This window comes from Vibrio methylphosphonaticus (genome assembly GCF_023634655.1).
Classification (GTDB): Bacteria; Pseudomonadota; Gammaproteobacteria; order Enterobacterales; family Vibrionaceae; genus Vibrio; species Vibrio methylphosphonaticus.
Map to the genome: position 1 here is coordinate 42,742 of NZ_JAMKMS010000012.1, position 22,903 is coordinate 65,644.

The 22,903-nt window shown below is 45.0% G+C and carries 17 protein-coding genes, 1 pseudogene and 2 riboswitches; of the genes and pseudogenes, 10 read left to right on the plus strand and 8 right to left on the minus strand.

Going from position 1 to position 22,903, the window contains the following annotated elements; translation table 11 throughout:
• Positions 1-10: 10 nt before the first annotated feature.
• The 4 genes from bamB to M9196_RS14720 all read left to right on the plus strand — a co-directional run bounded on the left by bamB (position 11) and on the right by M9196_RS14720 (position 4,449).
• Positions 11-1,168, plus strand: a complete 1,158-nt coding sequence (gene bamB / locus M9196_RS14705) for an outer membrane protein assembly factor BamB (RefSeq protein WP_250618285.1) — start codon at positions 11-13, stop codon at positions 1,166-1,168.
• Between the two features lie 170 nt (positions 1,169-1,338).
• A complete protein-coding gene (gene der, locus M9196_RS14710; protein ID WP_250618286.1) occupies positions 1,339-2,826 on the plus strand; it encodes a ribosome biogenesis GTPase Der in 1,488 nt (495 codons plus the stop codon).
• 70 nt (positions 2,827-2,896) lie between these two features.
• Entirely contained in the window at positions 2,897-3,760 is an 864-nt protein-coding gene (locus tag M9196_RS14715) for an alanyl-tRNA editing protein (RefSeq protein ID WP_250618287.1), read from the plus strand.
• A gap of 452 nt (positions 3,761-4,212) precedes the next feature.
• A complete protein-coding gene (locus M9196_RS14720) occupies positions 4,213-4,449 on the plus strand; it encodes a zinc ribbon domain-containing protein (RefSeq protein WP_250618288.1) in 237 nt (78 codons plus the stop codon).
• A 90-nt stretch (positions 4,450-4,539) separates the two neighbouring features.
• Here M9196_RS14720 and xseA read toward each other — a convergent pair whose 3' ends face one another.
• Positions 4,540-5,877, minus strand: a complete 1,338-nt coding sequence (xseA, locus tag M9196_RS14725; RefSeq protein WP_250618289.1) for an exodeoxyribonuclease VII large subunit — start codon at positions 5,875-5,877, stop codon at positions 4,540-4,542.
• Between the two features lie 243 nt (positions 5,878-6,120).
• On the opposite strand from xseA, the gene guaB reads away from it, so the two are divergent.
• The 3 genes from guaB (at position 6,121) to M9196_RS14740 (ending at position 10,126) form a co-directional block, all read left to right on the plus strand.
• Positions 6,121-7,584 carry an IMP dehydrogenase gene (gene guaB / locus M9196_RS14730; RefSeq protein WP_250618290.1) on the plus strand — a complete coding sequence of 488 codons (1,464 nt, stop codon included), beginning with the start codon at positions 6,121-6,123 and terminating at the stop codon, positions 7,582-7,584.
• Between the two features lie 116 nt (positions 7,585-7,700).
• On the plus strand, positions 7,701-9,254 hold the full coding sequence (gene guaA, locus M9196_RS14735) for a glutamine-hydrolyzing GMP synthase (RefSeq protein WP_250618291.1): 1,554 nt from the start codon (positions 7,701-7,703) through the stop codon (positions 9,252-9,254).
• Between the two features lie 236 nt (positions 9,255-9,490).
• On the plus strand, positions 9,491-10,126 hold the full coding sequence (locus tag M9196_RS14740) for an acetate uptake transporter (protein ID WP_406707690.1): 636 nt from the start codon (positions 9,491-9,493) through the stop codon (positions 10,124-10,126).
• A gap of 108 nt (positions 10,127-10,234) precedes the next feature.
• Here the strand turns inward: M9196_RS14740 and M9196_RS14745 are convergent, their stop codons facing one another.
• The 6 genes and pseudogenes from M9196_RS14745 to thiD form a co-directional block, all read right to left on the minus strand.
• Positions 10,235-11,785 (minus strand): alanine/glycine:cation symporter family protein, encoded by a 1,551-nt coding sequence (locus M9196_RS14745; protein ID WP_250618293.1) that lies wholly within the window; start codon positions 11,783-11,785, stop codon positions 10,235-10,237.
• A 332-nt stretch (positions 11,786-12,117) separates the two neighbouring features.
• A complete protein-coding gene (gene tenA / locus M9196_RS14750) occupies positions 12,118-12,780 on the minus strand; it encodes a thiaminase II (RefSeq protein WP_250618294.1) in 663 nt (220 codons plus the stop codon).
• Positions 12,781-12,893: 113 nt separating this feature from the next.
• Positions 12,894-13,841, minus strand: a complete 948-nt coding sequence (locus tag M9196_RS14755; RefSeq protein WP_250618295.1) for an ABC transporter substrate-binding protein — start codon at positions 13,839-13,841, stop codon at positions 12,894-12,896.
• 36 nt (positions 13,842-13,877) lie between these two features.
• Positions 13,878-14,594: pseudogene (locus tag M9196_RS14760) on the minus strand (ABC transporter permease); the annotation flags it as partial.
• Between the two features lie 97 nt (positions 14,595-14,691).
• The gene (locus M9196_RS14765; protein ID WP_250618297.1) at positions 14,692-15,459 is read right to left on the minus strand and encodes an ABC transporter ATP-binding protein; all 768 of its coding nucleotides are present in this window, start codon (positions 15,457-15,459) and stop codon (positions 14,692-14,694) included.
• A complete protein-coding gene (gene thiD / locus M9196_RS14770) occupies positions 15,459-16,277 on the minus strand; it encodes a bifunctional hydroxymethylpyrimidine kinase/phosphomethylpyrimidine kinase (protein ID WP_250618298.1) in 819 nt (272 codons plus the stop codon). The genes M9196_RS14765 and thiD overlap by 1 nt, the downstream gene beginning before the upstream one ends.
• A gap of 63 nt (positions 16,278-16,340) precedes the next feature.
• Positions 16,341-16,440: riboswitch (TPP riboswitch) on the minus strand.
• 326 nt (positions 16,441-16,766) lie between these two features.
• On the opposite strand from thiD, the gene M9196_RS14775 reads away from it, so the two are divergent.
• Positions 16,767-19,292, plus strand: a complete 2,526-nt coding sequence (locus tag M9196_RS14775; RefSeq protein WP_250618299.1) for a glycosyl hydrolase family 18 protein — start codon at positions 16,767-16,769, stop codon at positions 19,290-19,292.
• A 229-nt stretch (positions 19,293-19,521) separates the two neighbouring features.
• Here M9196_RS14775 and ribB read toward each other — a convergent pair whose 3' ends face one another.
• Entirely contained in the window at positions 19,522-20,184 is a 663-nt protein-coding gene (ribB, locus tag M9196_RS14780; protein ID WP_250618300.1) for a 3,4-dihydroxy-2-butanone-4-phosphate synthase, read from the minus strand.
• A gap of 193 nt (positions 20,185-20,377) precedes the next feature.
• Positions 20,378-20,527: riboswitch (FMN riboswitch) on the minus strand.
• Between the two features lie 483 nt (positions 20,528-21,010).
• On the opposite strand from ribB, the gene M9196_RS14785 reads away from it, so the two are divergent.
• Together M9196_RS14785 and M9196_RS14790 are read left to right on the plus strand one after the other, a co-directional pair.
• Positions 21,011-21,535 (plus strand): GNAT family N-acetyltransferase, encoded by a 525-nt coding sequence (locus tag M9196_RS14785; RefSeq protein ID WP_250618301.1) that lies wholly within the window; start codon positions 21,011-21,013, stop codon positions 21,533-21,535.
• 142 nt (positions 21,536-21,677) lie between these two features.
• Positions 21,678-22,757: a threonine aldolase family protein gene (locus M9196_RS14790; protein WP_250618302.1), complete on the plus strand. Its 1,080-nt coding sequence runs from the start codon at positions 21,678-21,680 to the stop codon at positions 22,755-22,757.
• The last annotated feature ends 146 nt before the right edge of the window (positions 22,758-22,903 follow it).

Consider the following 22,903-nt stretch of genomic DNA (forward strand, 5'->3'; position numbering starts at 1 on the left):
GGGCTAGCCGATGAATAGATTCGTTAAGAAGGTTCTACTTTCTATTTCGGTGCTGGGCGTGCTGGCCGGTTGTTCCAGTGAAGAAGATACCGTCATCATGGCACCATTGCCAGTTGTTGATAGTGAGTTTTCACCGGCAACTGAATGGTCATCAAGTATTGGTAGCGGAATAGGGCAATTCTTTTCCAAACTGTCGCCAGCCTATGCTTATGATAAATTGTTTGTTGCCAGTCGAGATGGTGTTGTAAAGGCGTACGACCCTGAAAGTGGTAACACATTGTGGCAAGTTGACCTCGAAGATGATGACTCGGCTCGACTGTCTGGCGGCATTGCAACGGCTTATCAAAAGCTTTATATCGGTAGCGAAAACGGTGAAGTTATCGCTCTGGATGTCGAGACTGGTGAAGTGGCATGGCGTGCAGAGGTCAACGGCGAAGTGCTCGCGAAACCTGTTGCCGATGCCAACCTTATTATGGTGCACACAAGCCAAGGCTTATTAGTTGCTCTTGAGCAAAGTTCGGGTGAAGAGCGTTGGGCTATTAGCACAGACGTTCCAAACTTAACGTTACGTGGCGACAGTGCGCCAGCGGCGATTTCTGGTGGTGTGTTCTGGGGAACCGCAAACGGACGTCTCGCGGCTGCGATTGTTGAGCGTGGTCAGTTGATTTGGCAGCAACCCGTGGGCACACCGAAAGGGGCGACTGAAATTGATCGCCTTGTCGATGTGGACGCGTCGCCAGTTATTCTTGGCGGTACGTTATATACAATTGGCTTTAATGGGCAATTGATAGCGATAGACTTGCGTTCAGGTAATCCAATTTGGAAGCGTAACTATTCTTCAGCAACGGATATGGCGACGGATAGTCGTAATTTATATCTCATTACCGACAACGATCACATTGTTGCCGTCGATGCTCGAAGTGGTACTGAACTATGGGAAAACAAACAGTTAGAAAACCGTTTGTTGACCGCGCCTGTGATTGTTGATGGTTTTGTGGTTGTTGGAGATAGCCTCGGTTACTTACATTGGCTGGATAGAGAGACGGGGTATTTTGTTTCTCAGCAGATGACGAATGAAAGTGGCTTGTCTGTGGGCCCAACCATGGTACCTGGTGGTTACATCATCGTGAATCGTGACGGTGAAATAAAGAAACTGACGATCAAATAAAAAATCGTGATATAATTCACATAAGGCTCCTTGCTGATCTCAGTTAGGAGCCATTTTATTGCTGCGAAGCAAAAGGATCTTTTCGTACTCGGATTGATGGATAATGATGTGGTTATAGGAAAGCGTGTATTTACCTATAACCACATAACAAGATAAGTATAGAGGTTATTATGGTACCTGTTGTTGCCCTAGTGGGACGCCCAAACGTAGGTAAGTCGACCCTGTTTAACAGGCTAACTCGCACTCGTGATGCGTTAGTTGCAGATTTTCCTGGACTGACTCGAGACCGTAAGTACGGTCAGGCGAAGCTAGGTGAGCATGAATTCATTGTGATCGATACTGGTGGTATTGATGGCACTGAAGAAGGTGTTGAAACAAAAATGGCAGAGCAGTCATTAGCCGCAATCGATGAGGCTGATGTAGTACTGTTTATGGTGGATGGCCGCGCTGGTCTAACACCATCAGATGAAGCAATCGCTCAGCATTTACGTAAAATTGAAAAACCAGCAATCTTAGTGGTTAACAAGGTTGATGGTATTGATGCTGATGTTGCCAGTGCTGAATTCTGGAAACTTGGCGTGGATGACATGTATCAAATCGCGGCGGCTCACGGTCGTGGTGTATCCGTTTTGATTGACCGTGCGTTAAATCCTTTTGCTGAAGCACTTGAAAAAGAAAATGGTGAGATTGAAGATCTGACTGATTTTGAAGATGCAGAAGAAGAGCAACTGGAATATACGGAAGAAGAAGCGGAGAAAGAGTTTCAGCGTCTGCAAGATCAGCCAATCAAGTTAGCGATCATTGGTCGTCCTAATGTTGGTAAATCAACGTTGACTAACCGTATTCTTGGTGAAGAACGTGTGGTTGTTTACGATATGCCAGGCACGACTCGCGACTCTATCTATATTCCAATGCAACGTGATGAGCGTGAATATGTATTGATTGATACTGCAGGTGTTCGTCGTCGTCGTCGTATCAATGAGACCGTTGAAAAATTCTCTGTGGTGAAAACACTTAAAGCCGTAGAAGATGCCAACGTCGTATTACTGGTTATTGATGCGCGTGAAAATATCTCAGATCAAGATCTTAGTTTATTAGGTTTTGCTCTAAATGCGGGTCGTTCTATTGTGATCGCGGTTAACAAATGGGACGGTTTGGATAACGATGTAAAAGAGCATGTTAAAAAAGAGCTAGACCGTCGTCTAGGTTTCGTTGATTTTGCTCGTATTCACTTTATTTCAGCATTGCATGGTACTGGTGTTGGTCACTTATTCGAATCGGTACAAGAGGCGTATAAGTCAGCGACAACACGTGTGGGTACTTCTGTACTGACTCGTATTATGAAGATGGCAACGGATGATCACCAACCCCCAATGGTTCGTGGTCGACGTGTTAAGCTTAAATACGCGCATGCTGGTGGCTATAACCCACCAATCGTTATCGTTCATGGTAACCAAGTTAAGGAACTACCAGACTCTTACAAGCGCTTCTTGATGAATTACTATCGTCGTGCTTTAGAGATTATGGGGACGCCGATTAGGATTCAGTTCCAAAACAGCGAAAACCCATTTGAAGGTAAGTCGAACAAGATGACGTTGTCGCAAGAGCGAAAACATAAGCGCTTAATGACCATGATGAAAGGTCGTACTAAAAAATAAAGCGTAAGAAACAATAGAGACGCCCGCTGATTATCAGTGGGCGTTTTTTTAGTTTAAGGGAAGCTAAAATATGATAACAGCAACGAAAACCTTTTTTTGCCATGAAATGACTAAGCTTGAAAGCGTCGTTCAAATGCAGGTAGACAGTCAAGAGTATACGGATGTGGTGGTTGAAAGTACGCCGTTTCATCCTGTTAGTCACATATGGCCCGACCATCCAGCAGATCGTGGTTGGATAACCGTCGATGGCAAGCGTATAGATGTGGGTGACTGTTTAGTCGGCGCAATAGAGTTAGCGACAAGTATGCTTTATGTCGGTGCTGCGATACCCGTAAAGCGTGATACGGAAGGTTGGGTGTTTGTTGTGGTTCATCGTCTTACTTCAAGGTTAGCGCTGACACAGGGTCAAACGGTCACGCTAGAAGTTGATGCCGATTATCAAGCGAGTTTGAGTCGCGGGCACACTGCCGGTCATATTGCTTCTTTAGCTCTAAACAGCGTATTAGCCGATAAGTATTGGCGAAAAGTTGCGGATCGAGTAGATGGCTTAGGGCATTATGATTTTAACAGTTACGCTCAAGAGCGAAGTGAGGTCTTTCCTGATAGATGCGTGGATTTATATCGCTTGGGTAAAACCTTAAAGAAGCGTGGTTTAAATACGGCAGATGTGCTTTCGGACATTGTCGAGATAGAGGTAGCAGTTAATACACTGTTAAAGCAATGGTTATCTCAGTCATCGTCGATTCAGATGCAATTAGAGGGGCCTTATTTGACCAGTTCTCGATATTGGCAGTGGTATAAGAGGGACGAGCTTGTGATTATGCCTTGTGGAGGAACGCATGTGACATCCACATCTTCAATTTCGGAAACGCAGATTAAGCTTGAAACGATAGAATCAACGTATATACGTATGCATACCCATGTAATCAACTGATTTGGAAAATGATCTTTTTATTAAACTCTGATATATGTTTCCTAACTTCTTTATCATGGTTGTTTGTTCTGCCTTAATTCCAAATGCAGGATATGTAACTTATGCTTTCGGTGTGTGGTTATATAAATGTTCTTTTTATAGCAGATCGCTGATCAACATAGCTTTTGGGTGGGATCAAGATAAGATCGCGTAATACGTCGCTAGGGTGTTAAGTGAGAAGCGATCTATTTCACGCCTACTTAGCGTAGTGTGGAAGATAAAAGACGTCAAAACAGTGAGGGGGGTGCATAGTGGCTAAGAGGTGATGATGTGAGACAAAGAGAAGCTTTGCATAGGACATTAAGATCAATAAATGCGAAGATGAAAACGATTAAGATGGCGTTGCGCGAACAAAGAAAGAGGTTTCGCGACGTTTTTTATTTTTACTCATAATGATTCATTGAGGAGATGACATGGAAGGTCAAGAAAACCCGTGTCCAAGTTGTCATTCGACTTTGACTTGGGATGGGCAATATTATTGTTCATCATGTCGCCAGCATTTTCGAAAAGTCGCATTTTGCCCCGATTGTTCTGCTCAGTTGGAAAAACTGCAGGCGTGTGGTTCTGCTAGCTACTTTTGCCATAGTTGTAATGAGTTAAAGTCTAAATCAAGAGTGCGGATTGAATTTGAATTGTCTGAAGAGCTTTGATAAGCCGATCAATAGATAGACAGAGCCCAGTCATCGAATGATGACTGGGCTCTGTCTATGATTTAATAGCTGTAGGCTTGCATTAGGCGACTAAGTCGTAGTGATGGCTGTCACGGTTGCTTCAATCGTGCCTTTATCGAGTTTGGTCGTAATGGACTGACCCACCTCTACTTGCGAAGCTGAAGTCATCACGTTGCCCGTCGAGTCTTGGGTTATCGAATAGCCGCGTCTCAATGTCGCGAGTGGACTTACCGTATCGAGTTTTTCTACACTGACCGTATACTGATGGCGTAGTTGAACGAGCTGACGCTGCATAGCTTGCTTTAAACGTTGCTCACTTTGTTGCAATAAAAATTGCTGTTCACGGAGTTTCTTTACCGGGGAGTTTAGTGCCAAGCGATGCTCTTTTGCTTTTAGGCGCATCGCCTCTTGTGATAAGCGTTTGAGGATAGCGGCAGTTAATCGATATTCTGCTTCGTCGAGTCGCTGATTTTGTCGTTGCAGCTGATGTTTAGGGTGCAGCGAATTTAAAGCTTGGATATATTGATGTAATTGGTGCTTTTGCTCTGCAAGGTACACTCGAAACACATTATGCAGTTGCTGTACTTTGGTGGTTAGCGATTGCTTTTTGTGCGATGTATCATTGCTGACTAGCTCTGCTGCAGCGCTTGGAGTCGGTGCACGCACATCAGCGACATAATCGGCGATGGTGACATCAATTTCATGGCCTACCGCACTAATGATCGGGATCTGACTTGCCGCAATGGTTCGAGCGACGATTTCGTGATTAAAGCACCATAGATCTTCTAAAGAGCCGCCGCCACGACCGACGATCAGCACGTCACATTCATTTCTACTATTTGCGCGCCCTATCGCTTGCGCGATTTCAATCGCGGCATGTTCACCTTGAACCGTTGTTGGGTAAATGACGACAGGCAAACTTGGATCGCGGCGTTTTAGTACGTCTAAGATATCGTAAAGCGCAGCACCTGTCTTAGAGGTGATGACTCCAACACGTTTGGGGTGCGTGGGAAGTGGGCGCTTCAACGACTGCGTGAAAAGGCCTTCTGCAGCCAATGACATTTTTAGCTTTTCAAACTCTTGCTGTAACCGTCCGTCTCCTTCTGGCTGCATTGACTCGATGATCAGCTGATAGTCACCACGTGGTTCATATAGCGATAAACGAGCTTTAACTAATACTTGGTTACCATTGATGGGTTTAAAGGAGACATGGCGATTACTGCCTTTAAACATGGCACATTTAACTTGCGCGCGTGCATCTTTTAAAGTGAGGTACCAGTGGCCAGAAACGGGAGAAGAAAAGTTAGAAATTTCACCAACTAACCAGACAATCCCCATTTCATTTTCAAGCAATAAGCGAACTTCTGCATTGAGGCGAGAAACAGTAAAAATGTTCTGATTTTTCACAGGGGAATTCGATACGGAACGTGGAGAAAGGGACACAGCTAATCTCTAAGACGTGAGTATGGAAATTAGCGACAACATAATACATATCAAGGTATATAATGCAAATAAAAAGTAGAAAAATGAGTAGCCAAGCGATTACGTGCAGCGTATAATCCCACCGCAATATCTAGCCCAAACCCCTTATTATGCGAAACGATAAGGGTGGGTTAATTCCTTAAACTCCTCTGTTGTGAGATATTGCAAATGCTAAGAATTGCCAAAGAAGCGCTGACGTTCGATGACGTACTACTCGTTCCAGCACACTCCACCGTTCTCCCGAATACAGCCGATCTTCGCACTCGGTTGACCAAGAATATCAATCTTAATATTCCGATGATCTCTGCGTCTATGGACACAGTGACTGAAGCTCGCCTAGCGATTGCGCTAGCGCAAGAAGGTGGTATTGGTTTTGTTCATAAAAACATGTCTATCGAACAACAAGCCGAGCAAGTTCGTCTCGTTAAAATCTTTGAAGCAGGCGTCGTCACTAACCCTGTAACGGTTCGTCCTGAAGCGACCATTGCCGATGTTAAAGCGCTGACTGAGAAACATGGTTTTGCAGGTTTCCCTGTTGTAACAGAAACCAACGAACTTGTTGGTATCATCACTGGTCGTGATGTTCGTTTTGTTACTGATTTAAGTAAGAAAGTTGAAGCTGTAATGACACCTAAATCGCGTCTAGCCGCGATTAAAGAAGGTGCATCACGTGAAGACGTTCAAGAAGAAATGCATCGTGCACGTGTTGAAAAAGTACTTGTTGTTAACGACGAGTTCCAACTAACCGGTATGATCACCGCAAAAGACTTCCATAAAGCAGAACGTAAGCCTAACGCATGTAAAGATGCACAAGGTCGTTTACGCGTAGGCGCAGCCGTTGGTGCAGGTGCTGGTAATGAAGAGCGTGTTAAAGCCTTGGTTGAGGCTGGTGTAGACGTGCTGCTTATTGATTCTTCACATGGCCACTCTGAAGGTGTACTTCAACGCATTCGTGACACTCGTGCTCTTTACCCGGATCTAGAAATCATTGGCGGCAACGTGGCAACAGCTGCAGGTGCACAAGCATTGATCGATGCAGGTGTGAGCGCAGTTAAAGTCGGTATCGGCCCTGGTTCAATCTGTACGACTCGTATTGTTACTGGTGTAGGTGTACCACAAGTTACCGCGATTGCTGATGCAGCATCAGTGGCTAATGAACACGGTATTCCAGTCATTGCTGATGGCGGTATTCGTTTCTCTGGCGATATCTGTAAAGCGATTGTTGCTGGCGCATCTTGTGTGATGGTTGGTTCTATGTTTGCTGGTACTGAAGAAGCACCTGGTGAGGTCATTCTTTACCAAGGTCGTTCTTACAAGGCTTATCGTGGTATGGGTTCTTTGGGCGCCATGTCTCAAGGGTCTTCTGACCGTTACTTCCAAACTGATAATGCCGCTGACAAACTCGTTCCTGAAGGCATTGAAGGTCGTATTGCTTATAAAGGTCGTCTTAAAGAGATCGTTCACCAACAAATGGGTGGTCTTCGTTCAAGCATGGGTCTTACTGGTTCTGCGACGATTGAAGATATGCGTACTAAAGCGGAGTTTGTTCGTATCTCTGGCGCAGGCTTGAACGAATCGCATGTTCACGATGTTCAGATTACTAAAGAAGCACCGAACTACCGTTTAGGTTAATTCAACGTTGGTAAGAATAATTCTTACGTAAACGTTTGCTTTTTTCCTTGAAGCATAGATGTGAGGCGAGTAAACTCGCCTCCGTTTTCAACACTTAGCTTATAAGATTGCCTAAAATGACGAAAAATATTCATGACCAACGAATTCTAATCCTAGATTTCGGTTCTCAATATACTCAACTTGTAGCTCGCCGCATTCGTGAAATCGGTGTGTACTGTGAACTTTGGAGCTGGGATGTCGAAGAAGCGGACATCCGCGAATTCAACCCAGACGGTATTATTCTTTCTGGTGGCCCTGAAAGTGTGACCGAAGCTAATTCACCACGTGCGCCTCAATATGTGTTCGATTCAGGTGTGCCAGTATTTGGTATTTGCTACGGCATGCAAACCATGGCAGAGCAGCTTGGTGGTAAAGTTGCGGGCTCTGATGAGCGTGAATTTGGCTATGCAGCCGTACAAGTAACTGGCGAATCTGCATTGTTCAAAGATCTTGAAACGACTCAAGATGTTTGGATGAGTCACGGTGACAAAGTTGTTGAAATTCCATCTGACTTTGTGAAAACCGCGCAAACAGAGACTTGCCCTTACGCGGCAATGGCAAACGAAGATAAAAAATACTACGGTGTTCAATTTCACCCTGAAGTCACGCACACAAAAAATGGCCTAAAAATGTTGGAGAACTTTGTTCTTAACGTTTGTGGTTGTGAAGGACTGTGGACTTCAGAATCTATCATTGAAGATGCGGTTGCTCGAATTAAAGAGCAAGTGGGCGATGACGAAGTTATCCTTGGGCTATCTGGTGGTGTGGATTCATCTGTAGTGGCAATGCTAGCGCACCGCGCGATTGGCGATAAGCTGACATGTGTATTCGTAGATAACGGTTTACTTCGTTTAAACGAAGCTGAGCAAGTGATGGAGATGTTTGGCGATAAGTTCGGACTAAACATTATTCATGTTGAAGCTGAGCAGCGCTTTTTAGCCGCTTTAGAAGGCGAGAGCGATCCTGAAGCGAAGCGTAAGATCATTGGTCACGTATTCGTTGACATCTTCGACGAAGAGTCTAAGAAGCTATCGAATGCTAAATGGTTGGCGCAAGGTACCATCTATCCTGATGTTATCGAATCGGCAGCATCTAAAACCGGTAAAGCACACGTCATTAAATCTCACCATAACGTTGGCGGTTTGCCAGACGACATGGAAATGGGTCTGGTTGAACCATTACGTGAGTTGTTTAAAGATGAAGTCCGTAAGATCGGCCTTGAATTAGGCCTTCCATACAACATGCTTTATCGCCACCCATTCCCAGGTCCAGGTCTAGGTGTTCGCGTTCTTGGCGAAATTAAGAAAGAATACTGTGATTTGCTGCGTCGTGCTGACGCTATCTTCATCGAAGAGCTGCACGCTGCCGATCTGTATAATAAAGTATCTCAAGCCTTTACTGTATTCCTTCCGGTACGCTCTGTTGGCGTAATGGGCGATGGCCGTAAGTACGATTGGGTTGTGTCTTTACGTGCTGTTGAAACCATAGATTTCATGACAGCGCATTGGGCTCATCTTCCATACGACTTCTTAGGTAAGGTCTCTAACCGAATTATTAACGAAGTAAATGGCATTTCACGTGTTGTTTACGACATTTCGGGCAAACCACCTGCAACCATTGAATGGGAATAATCATTCAATGTTAAAAAAAACCGGCCTAGGCCGGTTTTTTTGTGTCTGGTGATCTTGGAGCCTAGGCATATTGCGCAAAAGCAAACTATCCACCCGACGTTACACGATTCAAGTCTCAACAATACTTACTGAAATGATAACGTGCCAAATAATAAGCACAAATTATCAATCTAAGATTGCAGATAAGAGATCTGCTGCTTATCACAGAAATAGATTAAAATTTTCCTATAACTTTTATCACTAAATTTGAAACAGGGCTCTTTGACATGTCGAATAAACTCGCAAACCCAGCACCGTTAGGTCTAATGGGTTTTGGTATGACTACCATTCTTTTGAATATCCATAATGCTGGATTCTTTCCAATCGATTCAATGATTCTTGCTATGGGTATTTTTTATGGCGGTCTTAGCCAGGTTCTTGTGGGTATGATGTGCTTTAAGCGAGGTGATACTTTCGGTACGACAGCCTTTACCTCTTACGGTCTGTTTTGGTTAACACTGGTTGGTTTAATTGTCATGCCGTATATGGGCCTACCAGCAAGCCCTGCGAGCTTTATGGGTTGGTACCTATTGCTATGGGGTATCTTTACTGGTTTCATGTTCATTGGTTCTTTGTGCTACCCAGTGGCTAAGCAAGTGGTATTTGGGTCTCTAACCATTCTATTCTTCTTGCTAGCAGCTCGTGATTTCACGGGTAGCGAGCTTATCGGTACCATTGCTGGATTTGAAGGAATCTTCTGTGGCGCGAGCGCAATTTACTTTGCTATGGCGCAAGTCATTAACAATGAGTATGGTCGCACAGTGATGCCAATTGGTGAGAAAAAACCGGCTGCATCTGGGCAAGAAGTACCAACGCAAGAGATTGCAGCATAAATTCGAATTCATTCATTTCGGGAACGATGGATGATAAAAGGGGGGAGCGAATGCTCCCCCCTTTTTCTTGTCTCTGATTTAGCATAGAGCTAAATTATTGCTAAGTACTCAAGACTGGGTTTGAGTGTTCACCTCATCGCCTGCGTCAGTGTCTGACGTCGCGACTTTACCAGTGCGTCGTTGATACTTCCCTTCCCAATAATGTGCACCTTTAATGCCCAATGCTACAGGGTTGAACGTATAATCTTTAACGCCCTTCTTCTGCTGTGATTCATAATCTTTGAGTGCTAGAAGTGCAGGTTTGCCCATAAAGAAAATGATCACAATGCCGACAATGTTGAGCCAGGCCATAAGACCAACACCAATATCACCCATGGCCCAAGCAAGGTTGGCAGCCTTAACGGTACCGTAGAACACCGAGGCCATGATCACCATTTTTAACACAAACATCAGTCCACTTACTTTAAAAGTACGGCGAATGTAGGCAATGTTGGTTTCGGCAATGTAGTAGTACGCCAAAATCGTCGTAAAGGCGAAGAAGAATAGTGCAAATGCAATGAACAACTTACCTACGCCCGGCATGGTGCTTTCAATCGCCAGTTGAGTAAATGCAGGGCCGTTAGCTCCAACGGTTGCTGCTAGGTTTTGTACAAGGAAAGCTTCTTCACCGCCGCCGTGCACATTGTAAGCACCGGTAATGAGTATCATGAATGCCGTCGCAGAACAGACGAGTAACGTATCAATGTAAATTGAGAACGCTTGTACTAGGCCTTGTTGAGCAGGGTGATCGACGTTAGCCGCGGCCGCTGCGTGCGGTCCTGTACCTTGACCTGCTTCGTTAGAGTAAACACCACGTTTTACACCCCAACCAATGGCAGCACCAAATCCAGCCATTGGCGTGAAGGCATCTCCAATGATCATACTTACAATGCCTGGGACTTCACCAATGTTCAGAAGAATGATGACGAAGGCAATGATGATGTACGCCAGTGCCATAAACGGCACAACAATTTGAGTGAAGTTAGCTATACGCTTCACGCCACCAAAGATAATGAAACCTAAGATGATTGAAATAACCGTACCGGTGAAAATTTTGGCGAAGCTAAAGGTACCGATAGCCGTTTCAATCATTGGGCCGGTGCCAAATGCGGTCTCAACGGCATTACCAATGCTGTTAGACTGAACGCCCGGCAGCAACACGCCGCAGGCAAAAATAGTCGCAATCGCAAAAATCCATGCGTACCACTTTTGACCCATTGCTTTTTCAATATAGTAGGCTGGTCCACCACGGAATTGGCCTTCATCTTCCTCTTTATAGATTTGAGCAAGCGTCGATTCAATATAAGCCGTCGCGGCTCCAAAGAACGCCACCACCCACATCCAAAAAACGGCACCAGGTCCACCAAAACCGATGGCTGCTGCGACACCTGCAATATTACCAGTACCGACTCGCCCAGACAGCGAAACGGCCAGTGCTTGGAATGATGAGATGCCCTTGTCAGAACTTTTTCCTGACAGCAGTAGTCGCCACATCTCAAAGAAATGACGGATTTGTACGAAACGGGTAAGCACTGAATAAAACAGGCCTGCACCAAGACATAAATAAATAAGAGCGGGACTCCAGATAATCCCGTTCAAAAGATCAACAAATGATTGCATAGTTCTTCCCTGTAAAGCTCGGGTGAATATTCGATAACGTAAAGCAATTAGCGTTACGAGCTGAATATTCTTGTTATGAAATAGACTGTCTCAATCGTCCTTGCTTGTACGAAAAGCATGAGAAAATCTAAGTGCGAGTGTTTAATTTTATAAAGCAAGCGAGGCCATCCTAACGAATTGTGACCGCGTTGTTAATAGGAGTTGTAAAATTTATGTTAACCCGTGACAGTTAGCACAAAATTTCACCAAGTGGGTTATATGATGTGGTTTGTTTGTATTTTGCTGTGATGGGCGAGATAAAGGTTGGCCTCATAAGAGGCCAATTTAATGGGTTATACGGCGTCTAACCCTTGCTGCCAAAAGGCAATTTCCATTCGAGTAGCTGTTTTAAATACGTGTATTAATTCTTGTGCTCGTTGGCTATTGATGTCGATTTCTTCGAGTAGAGAATCTAAGCGTTGAATGGCTGTGGTTACCCCTGATTGAAACTCTTCGCTGGCGTACATTTCGATCCAACTGCGGTACGCATTGCCTTCTAATACTGTCTCAGCATGTTTGATTCGTTCAGCACCGATCACCGCGTAGCCAATGGAGCAAGGCGCGAGTGCCGCGTAAAGATCCACTAATTCACCAGTCATACCAGCATCTAGTACATAGCGCGTGTAAGCCACAGTACCAAAGTCTTCTTGCTCGGCTTCCATATCAGACTCGCTGATTCCCCATTGATTGCAATAGGTGACGTGATGCGCAATTTCACTGTTGAGTAACGCCAGTACACTTGGGACTGCTTCGCGCATTTGCGCCAGTGTTTTCGCTTTGTAAATCGCCAAAGCATAAGCTCGAGCATACTGTTTTAAGAATAAGAAATCTTGCTTTAGGTAGTGTAAGTAAGCGGTTGGATGAAGTGTTCCGTTAGCGAGTTGTTGAACAAAGTCATGTTGCGTATACGCTTGCCACTCTTCTTGGCATGCATGAATAAGATCTTGATGATTCATTGTTTTTCCTAAAATTATTGAGGCGTTAGGTGAAAGCTGAGAAGGTAATATTTGCCGATTAAACGCCTCGCGCGTGACAGATCGTACGTCTAGAGGCGTTCTGAAAAGGTTCGTTACAGCACGGGAACAAAAGTCTCGGCTTTAGGTTGTGTTGAGATAATCTTGTGTTGATACATAAACTCAGAAAACGCGTCGTATTTCTTGATGTCAATGGCAGATGGACGCAGCGCAAATCTAGGCAGTGTATCGCGCCATGCTCGTTTATTGAGCTCATTGTCTAGCGTGTCTGGAGCATAGGCGACAAACTCATTCCAAGAGTCTTGTGGATGGTTAACAATGTAGGTCGTGGCTTTCTCTATCGCGCGGTTAAACTTAGCCAGCGTCGCTTTATCGTAATGGTTGGCATTGGCGACAAACACTAACTCTTCATATGTTGGTACACCATGTTCTTCCGGGAAAAAGGCTTTGGCTTTAAATCCTTCAAGTTCAAGTTGATTGGTTTCAAAGTTACGCAGTCCACCCCAGATAGCATCGACCTGTCCAGATGCGAGAGATGATGATAGCGCCCAGCCGACATTAATGATTTTGACGTCTTTAAAGTCAACACCTTGTGATTGCAACATAGTGCCAATGGTGGCTTCTTCATTGCCAGCAATCGCAATACCGATCTTTTTCCCTTTTAGATCGGCAAGGGTGTTAATTTTGCCATTATCAATGACCATCATGGTATTTAACGGGGTAGCGATGAGTGTTGCACTGCGGATTAATGGTAAACCTGCTGCAACATCGATGGTAAGGCTGGTCTGGTAAGAGACGGCAATATCGACTTTATTGGCAGCAACAAGTTTTGCGGGTGTGCTAGGGTCTGCTGGCTCTTGGATGTTGACCTTCAGCCCTTGTTCTTTGAAATAGCCTTTTTCATTGGCGATGACAATTGGCCCGTGGTTCGGATTGACGAACCAGTCGAGCATCAAAGTCAGTTCTTTTTCAGCGGCTTGTGATGGTAAAGCTATGGCCATAGCCAATAGGGCTGCTGAACCTCTTTTAAACGTAGATATCATAAATCTTCCTTTTGATTATTGTTTGTTGTCCCAAGGTTATTGTTTGTTGTCCCAAGGGATAAAGCGTTTTAGTAGTGTGTCAGTGATAAAATACAAAGACACAGATAAGGCCGCTAAGATAAACAGAGCTGCAAACATTTCATCGATGAGCATTCGAGCATTGGTTTGTAGCATCAGGTAACCCAACCCTTCACTTGAGCCCACCCACTCACCAGCGACCGCGCCAATCGGCGCGATAACTACCGCGACACGAATGCCTGAAGCTAATACCGGTAGAGACGCGGGTAAGCGAACTCGCCACAGTTGTTGCCAGCGACTGGCTCCCATGGTTTGTGAAAGGTCAAGATACCCAGTTGGGGTTGAGCGCAGTCCGTCGTAACAACAGGTGGTGACGGGGAAAAAAATAATGAGTGCTGCCATCACCACTTTTGATGCGATGCCATAGCCTAGCCATAGCATTAATATCGGCGCGAGAGCAAAAACTGGGATGGCTTGGCTGGCAATGAGTATCGGTAAAAGCCAGCGTTTGATGGGTTTAAAAAACAGCATTTGCAGCGCAAAGAACAGTCCCATACTGAGGCCGAGTAGCAGACCTAGCAGGATTTCTTTTGCGGTAACCCACGTGTGTTTTAGCAAGATGTCATGTCGACTGATTAGCTTAGATGCGACATCTTCCGGTGACGGAAGAATAAAGCTTGGCATATTGAATAAGACAACAATGGCTTTCCATATCGCCAAGATCACTAAGGTACTAACGAACATGCGAGTAAATGAACTGAGTGACTGTGATTTAACAACAGATGAACCATAGTTTGTCTTCTCAGATTTATGTTGAGAAGACGCGGTTAATTTATTGAGCAGTGTCATTGTCTACCTCCAAGAGCGTTAAAATTTGCTGTTGGATAGAGGCAAATTGAGCATCAATGTCTCTAGGTACGGCATTGGTAGGCGGAGTTATAGGGTGCAGTGTTGCAGGCGTGCCGTTCATCACAACAATTTGATGACCAAGCCTTAATGCTTCTTGTGGATCATGAGTGATTAATAGGATCGTTTTTCCACCTAGGAGAGAGGCGGCTAAGTTTTGTAGTTTGTAGCGGGTGACCGCATCTAGTGCTGAAAACGGTTCATCCATTAGAACGATCGGTTTGTCTTGCATCAGTGTCCGAGCTAATGCGACGCGCTGTTTTTGTCCACCAGATAGTTCGGAGACGGCTTGGTAGGCTTTACTTTCTAGTCCAACTTTATTGAGCAAATTCAGTGCTCGCTTGGTGATGTTCGGTGTAATTTTTTCGCCATGAAGCTTAGAAGCAAAGCAGACGTTGTCGATAACATTGAGCCATGGCATCAATAAATCTTGCTGCGCCATATAAGCGATCGACTGAGCAATGTCTATTTCAGGTGACGATGTGAGCTGTCCGCCAAAATGGACCTTGTCTTTCAGCAAACCGGCAACATAGCGAAGTAATGTACTTTTTCCACAACCACTGGGTCCTAAGATCGCGGTGCAAGTCCCGGATTCAAAGTGGACGTTCAGGTTTGAGAAGATAGGTTGCTCGTCCCCTAAATACGTAAGAGTCGCGTGACTCAATTCAATATCAATCATGGCGGACTTAGGCATTAGTTGCGTGCAAAGAAATGGTGAACCGGGCCGTGACCGCGCCCAATGGAAAGTTCATCCGCATGGGATATCGCTTGGGTGATGTAGTGTTTGGCTGATTGCACTGCACTTGGAAGATCTTGACCTTGTGCAAGGAAAGACGCAATAGCAGAGCTTAGTGTACACCCGGTTCCATGGGTGTTCTTGGTGTGGATTCGTGTGGTTTCAAAGCGAGAGACCTCTTCGCCCGTGATGAGTAAATCGGTGCTGGTGGCTTCTGACTCTAAGTGTCCCCCTTTGAGTAATATTGTTGCGGTATTAAGGCTTCTCAGTGCTTCAATCATTTCAAGCATTTCTGCTTCAGTTTGCGGTATCGCGCGATTTAGCAACGCGGCACCTTCTGGTAGGTTAGGTGTGATGATGGTGGCCAGTGGCAATAGTTCTGATTTCAACGCATCAATGGCACTGGACTCAAGCAAGAGATCACCACTTGTTGCGACCATAACGGGATCAAGTACAACATAAGGAGGTTGGTATTGTTTAATCTTATTGGCGACGGCTTGAATGATATCGGCATCTGCGAGCATGCCGATTTTTACTGCCATGACGTTAAGGTCCGAAAAAACCGCGTCTAGCTGCGCTTCAACAAATGAAGGGGCGATACCCAAGATGCCAGAGACGCCTTGTGTGTTTTGCGCGGTTAATGCGGTAATGACAGAACAGGCATAGCCACCAGTGGCAGAAATGGATTTGATGTCGGCTTGAATACCAGCGCCACCTCCTGAGTCAGAGCCAGCGATAGTCAGAACAATTGGGGTCGTGTTAGAAAGGGTTGCCATTATAGTGCTCCTCGCCAACGTAGGAGCGAGCGCATTACCACTAGCGCAGGGTAACTGCGTGGTGAGCAATGTCGATCAGTTCCCTACGTCAGTGTTAACTGAATCAGGTTCAACGGGTCTCACCTATGGTGATCTCAGCAGTAATGCTCCCCGACTAATGAGAAAAGACATTGTTATACAAGTACGTGTTTTTTTCCAGTAATAAAGAGCCAGTCTCACGCACGGATCAACATGCTCGAGTAATCAGTAGACAAAGGGACGAATTAAAATCGCTTCTCTTTCTACTCGTAATGATAGTGGCTAATTTTTGTGCAGAAGATAAAGTTGCAGATGAAAAAACGTGCTGCAAGCTTCTTTTTTCTGAGTTGTCACTCGAGAGCTGCTTGATTTTTAACCTGAAAATTATCTCTATTTCCAATACTAACTTCGATGCCCAGAAGAAGAGCTTTTGGGCAGATTTTAGTTTTTCAGGGAATAGAGAAGACAATAATGAATAGTATCGTATTGGGCGTTTCAACATTAGCACTTGCTGTAAACAGTGCTTCTTGGGCAGCGCCAGCGAAACCCTCTATCGATCTCTGGGGGTCAAATAACCTCCAGTTTTCTAAGATTCAGTTAGCGATGGAGACCACATCTGGTTACAACCAGATGGTGCAATATAACGAGCTTGCTGAAATCAACATAACCTTCAATCAATGGAGTGGCACTTCTGGGGATACCTACAACGTTTATTTTGATGGTGTTAATGTTGCGACTGGACCTATTACAGGCAGTCAAACCACCGCGAATTTTCCGTATGCTCAAGGTGGCCGATATCAAATGGTGATAGAAGCATGTGACGCGAGCGGGTGTAGTAAAAGTGCTGCGATGGAATTAGTTGTGGCGGATACTGATGGGTCACATCTAGCGCCAATCACAATGAACATTGATCCAAACAACAAAGCATTTAACACCGACCCAAACACGGTTGTCGGTACGTATTTTGTTGAGTGGGGGATTTACGGTCGTGGCTACACTGTTGACAATATTCCTGCCGATAACTTAACTCATATACTGTATGGATTCATACCGATTTGTGGACCTAATGAGTCAGTAAAATCGGTAGGGGGGAATAGTTTTAATGCTCTGAAAACAGCCTGTAGTGGTGTGCCAGATTATGAAGTGGTCATTCATGACCCATGGGCGGCTTATCAGAAAAGCTTTGCTCAAGCGGGACACGATTACAACACTCCGATTAAAGGTAACTATGCGATGATGATGGCGCTCAAACAGCGCAATCCAGACTTGAAAATTATTCCTTCAATCGGTGGCTGGACACTGTCTGATCCCTTATTCAGTTTTACCGATAAAGCCCACCGAGATACGTTTGTTGCTTCAGTGAAGCGCTTTTTGAAAACGTGGAAATTCTATGATGGCGTTGATATTGATTGGGAGTATCCGGGTGGTGATGGAGCCGCGGAGGATTTAGGTGATCCGTTGAAAGATGGACCTGCTTATGTGGCACTTATGAGAGAACTCCGAGCGATGCTTGATGAGCTTGAAGTCGAATATGGACGAGTTTATGAACTGACTTCGGCCATTGGCGTGGGTCACGATAAAATTGAAGACGTAAATTATGCTGATGCGATTCCATATATGGATTATATCTTTGCCATGACTTACGACTTTTATGGTGGTTGGAACAACGTCCCTGGCCATCAAGCTGCGCTGTATTGCGGTAACTTTATGACCGCTGGTCAATGTGATGGTACCGGTGTGGATCCTGAAGGTGTGCCATATAAAGGGCCAGCTTATACCGCGGATTATGGTATTCAATTGCTGCTAGCGCAAGGGGTACCTGCGAGTAAACTGGTGTTAGGGGCGGCCATGTATGGTCGTGGCTGGGAAGGGGTAACGCCGGATACGCTGTCCGATCCTTCTGACCCAATGACCGGATCAGCAACGGGCAAACTGACGGGTACAAGTGCTCAAGGTGTGTGGGAAGCGGGCGTGATTGATTATAAGGGCATTAAGTCTTTCATGTTAGGCGCTAACAATACCGGCATTAATGGTTATGAGTACGGATACGACGAGCAGGCTGAAGCCGCCTATGTATGGAACCAAACCACGGGAGAACTGATTACGTTTGATGATGATAGATCAGTAAAAGCCAAAGGAGCCTATGTTCGCAGCTTAGGTTTAGCGGGTTTATTTTCTTGGGAGATAGATGCTGATAATGGCGATATTCTCAATGCCATGCATGAAGGACTCGCTGGTGGCACGCCAAGTAATCGAGCGCCTGTCGCAAATGCGGGCGTTGACCAAAATGTAGAGGGGCCGGTCTTGGTTTCACTCAGTGGTTCCAGCTCAACAGATAGTGATGGCACTATTGTTAGTTACGCTTGGACTCAGACTTTAGGTAGCCCATTAGCTATAGTCGGTGAAAGTAGCATAACACTCAACGTTGATGTACCTGAAGTGGCACAAGTTACGACTTATGGCTTTGTATTGACAGTAACAGACAATGAAGGCGCTGTTAATTCTGACAATGTACTGATTACAGTAGTGCCTAAAAATACGCCACCGTTAAATACAGCGCCTATCGCACGAGTATCTGGCACGACGACAGCGGTTGTGAGTGATAATGTAGTGTTAGATGCCTCGAGTTCAAGTGATGCTGATAATGATCCTTTGACTTATTCTTGGCAAGCGCCAGCGACGCTTAATGTCACGAGTCAAGACAGTACCCTTAGTTTTATTGCGCCTAGCGTAACGTTAGATACCGATTATCAATTTACGCTTAGTGTGAGCGATGGTTCGCATACATCAACGGCCATTCATTTGGTTAAAGTGATGGCCGATAACGGTGGTAGTACGAGTTGTCCAAATTCATGGGACGCCAGTGCCGTATACAATGGTGGCGATCAAGTGGTGTATAACGGTCAGAATTATCAAGCTAAATGGTGGACACAAGGTGATGATCCCGAGAAGTCAGGAGAATGGGGTGTTTGGAAGTCACTGGGGCTTTGCCAATAGTGATAGCAACGGTTTTAAATGAATAATGCTTAAGGGGGCCTATTGGTCTCCCTTTTATGATTCGTGTTGAAACTGACGATTACAACAGCGATATAGGGGAAAGTAACCGCGGATATTGGAAGGATAAGCTAAATAGGCCATGCAATACGCACACCCATAACGCTGGATGATTAAATGTTGAAATGATAAATAGCAGAGCTCTCTATAACTAGAGAGCTCTGTGTTTGGATTACGCAGATTTCTCTGTGGTCGCCAAACGGTATTGGACCATATCTTCAATGGTTAAAACGGGCATATCGTGCACCTTACCAAACTCGATAATTTCTGGCGCTTTAGCCATGGTTCCATCTGGATTTGTAACTTCACACAATACGCCAAATGGTGATAATCCTGCCATTTGCATCAGATCAATTGTGCCTTCTGTGTGGCCGCGACGAGTCAGGACTCCGCCTTTACGAGCTCTTAGTGGGAACACGTGCCCTGGCCTGGCAAGATCTTCAGGTCTTGCTTGCTGAGCACACGCCGTTTTAATCGTCGTGACACGATCAGCGGCTGAAACGCCGGTTGTGACACCAACTTTGGCTTCAATTGAAACCGTGAAAGCGGTTTGGTTAGCGCTGTTATTGTTCGTGACCATTGGTGGCAGGTCGAGCTGTTTTGCTTGTTCATCGTTGATGCAAAGGCAAACAATACCGCTACCTTCGCGAATCATAAGTGCCATTTGTTGATGAGTTAAGTGATCAACGGAACAAATAATATCGCCTTCGTTTTCGCGGTCTTCATCATCGAGTAGCAATACGCCACGACCTTCGCGTAACGCAGCAAGTGCAATTTCTACACGCTCTAGAGGCGTGCCGAATTCTGATAGTAGTGAGGTTTGGTTCTGATTCATGGTAATACTCCGAATTAAAAATACCAGAATCAGGGCATTGGTATGGGGACCTTAAAGGGTCCAAAAGATACGCGAGATTGACTGCATTGCGGTTAACGCAATGCAGTCAATCTCTATACCCACATGCACGCGGTGTGTCGCGCACTTTTATTCATATACACTAACGTGTGTATAGCGAAGTGACAGTGGGTATATTTATCCTCTCCCATCCGGACTATGACCGTCGGCTCTGGAGTCTCACCAGATCTGCTGACCCTAACTCGTAAGGAGATAGGCGCTCGCGGGCTTATCAATTGAATGATTTACCGCCGGTGGGGAATTTCACCCCGCCCTGAGAATAAAATGAATGTCTTAACGACGAGCAAATGGTAGCGATTTTTTCGCAGCTTGAAAAGAAGCAAGGCGCTTATTATTGAACTAGACGTATTTTAGGAGGGGTAACACACTTGGTCGGTGACATATTCATTGTATGTCAAGTTAAGGATAGGTTGCTTTTCGGAAGTACGATAACCCTCTATTTTTTCAATTATAGAATGTGAATCCCATAGCGCGGAGAAGCTAAACAGAGTGCACTGTTCTACACTATGTGTCACAGAAAACGCGAACACCTCGCTTGTGTTGGTTGTTAACTTATTAATATTAAATGATAAAGTTATTGGTAGAGAGCTATAAACCTTACGAATTTTTGCTTGCTCAAACAGACCTCAAAAGTAAGACACTATTTATTGGAACCTAGCATCGAATTGGCTATCTAATAGGCTGAGAAAAACCGCAATATTTCTGACGTTTGCGATCTGTCTGTTGACCGGAATTTAAAGAGAAAAGAATGGAATTTACGCTAGAAACCGAACGACTCATTTTAAGAGATTTCCAGCTTGGTGATATTGAGGCGTGGCTCACGATCACCTCACATCCCAGATATCAAACATTTTACCCAAAAGAAGAGTGTTCACCAGAATTTAATGCCCATTTACTTGAGATGTTTGTGGAGCAGTCACAGCAACGCCCTCGTACTAAGTTCCAATTAGTGATTGAAGGAAAAGAAAGTCATCAAGTAATCGGTACTGCTGCTTTTCGTCTAGAGGCAGATAACTGCGCATCAATTGGTTTTGGTCTTGCTGTTGATCGACAAGGACGAGGTATCGCCGTTGAAGCGATGTCGGCGCTCATTACGTTTGGCATTCAACATTTCCCGATTACTTCGATTTTTGCTGAAACACGTAAGGGGAATGAAGCGGCGATCGCGGTTTGTCAGCGATTAGGGTTAGAGACTGTAAATGGGCAAGTATCTCACGTTGATGAAATGAACCTCGTACGTTTAGAGCTCACTATCAAAGAGCCTGAGTATTAATTGGCTCGAGATTTATGTATTAATAGCGCAAAGCTGATGGCGCCATCATCAATATTCGCCTTATTTGATAATGTCATATCAAGATTAATGACTTATCGCAAAGTGGATTCGTTGGGCGCGATAGACAAAGTAAGGATAGAAAATGCAGGGTAAGTGTAGGGTTGTACTACCGGGTAATCGAGAACCTTCGCCGGCTCAAATGTTTACAGAGATGGCGACATGGTGTGAGCAACATGGAGTCGAGCATGATAGATATGGTGAAGGAACACATATTCAAGCATTCGAGCAAAAGATTGCTACCTTATTAGGCTTTGAAGCAGGTCTATTTGTTATTACAGGAACCATGGCTCAGCCCACCGCCCTCCAAATAGCGTGCGAAGAGCGCCAGTGTCATAATGTGGCTATGCACTCTTCTAGCCATATTTATCTGCATGAAAATCAGGGCTATCAGCTACAACATAGATTCAATTTATTGCCAGTAGGAAAACCCTACCAACCTTGGACAGTATCGGCTATTGCTTCGATTCCTGATCGTCTTGCCGCCGTGCTTTATGAATTGCCGATGAGGGAAATTGGAGGCCAGCTCCCTACCTTTAATGAGCTAGAAGAGATCAAGCGTTATTGTCAATCTCAGGGTATTCATTTGCATATGGATGGGGCTCGTTTATGGGAATCGGCCGCATTCTATCAGAAGCCTTATAACGAGATCGCAATGGGCTTTAATTCGGTTTATGTGTCGTTGTACAAAGGCATAGGTGGACTTGGTGGTGCAATGCTGGTGGGGGATAAGGACTTTATAGGGAAAGCTCGTGTTTGGATGCACCGACAGGGAGGAAGTGTGTATCACCGTACCCCCTATATTGTGACTGCGGCGATGCAGTTTGAGCAAAAACTCAGTGTCTTGCCTAAGTTATTTGAGAGAACTCAACAGATATATGCGATGTTAGAACAGTATCCATCACTTACGCCGAATCCATCGCAGCCTCAAGCAAACATGTTACATATACATCTGCCTCTTAGTCAGCAGCAAGCCTGTAAGCTACGTGACAAGTTGGCAACAGAATACAGCGTATGGATTGGAAACCCTCAGCAAGGAATGTTACCTCAACAGAGCTATATAGAGTGGTACGTGGGTGATAGATTACTTGAAATGTCAGACGATGAGCTTCACCGTTGCCTAGCGTTGATAGAGCGGGGGTGCGCTGAAGATAGCTCAAATTAACAAAGGCGACACTCAGGCATAATCAGCCGAATTTAAATCATGAAAATCAGGTGGCGTGTCGCTTAGCTGGCTAAGCGCAATATACTGAATTAGCGCGAGTTATACAGATGCATGCTATTGTAGAAGTTAGATATATTATTTTTTGA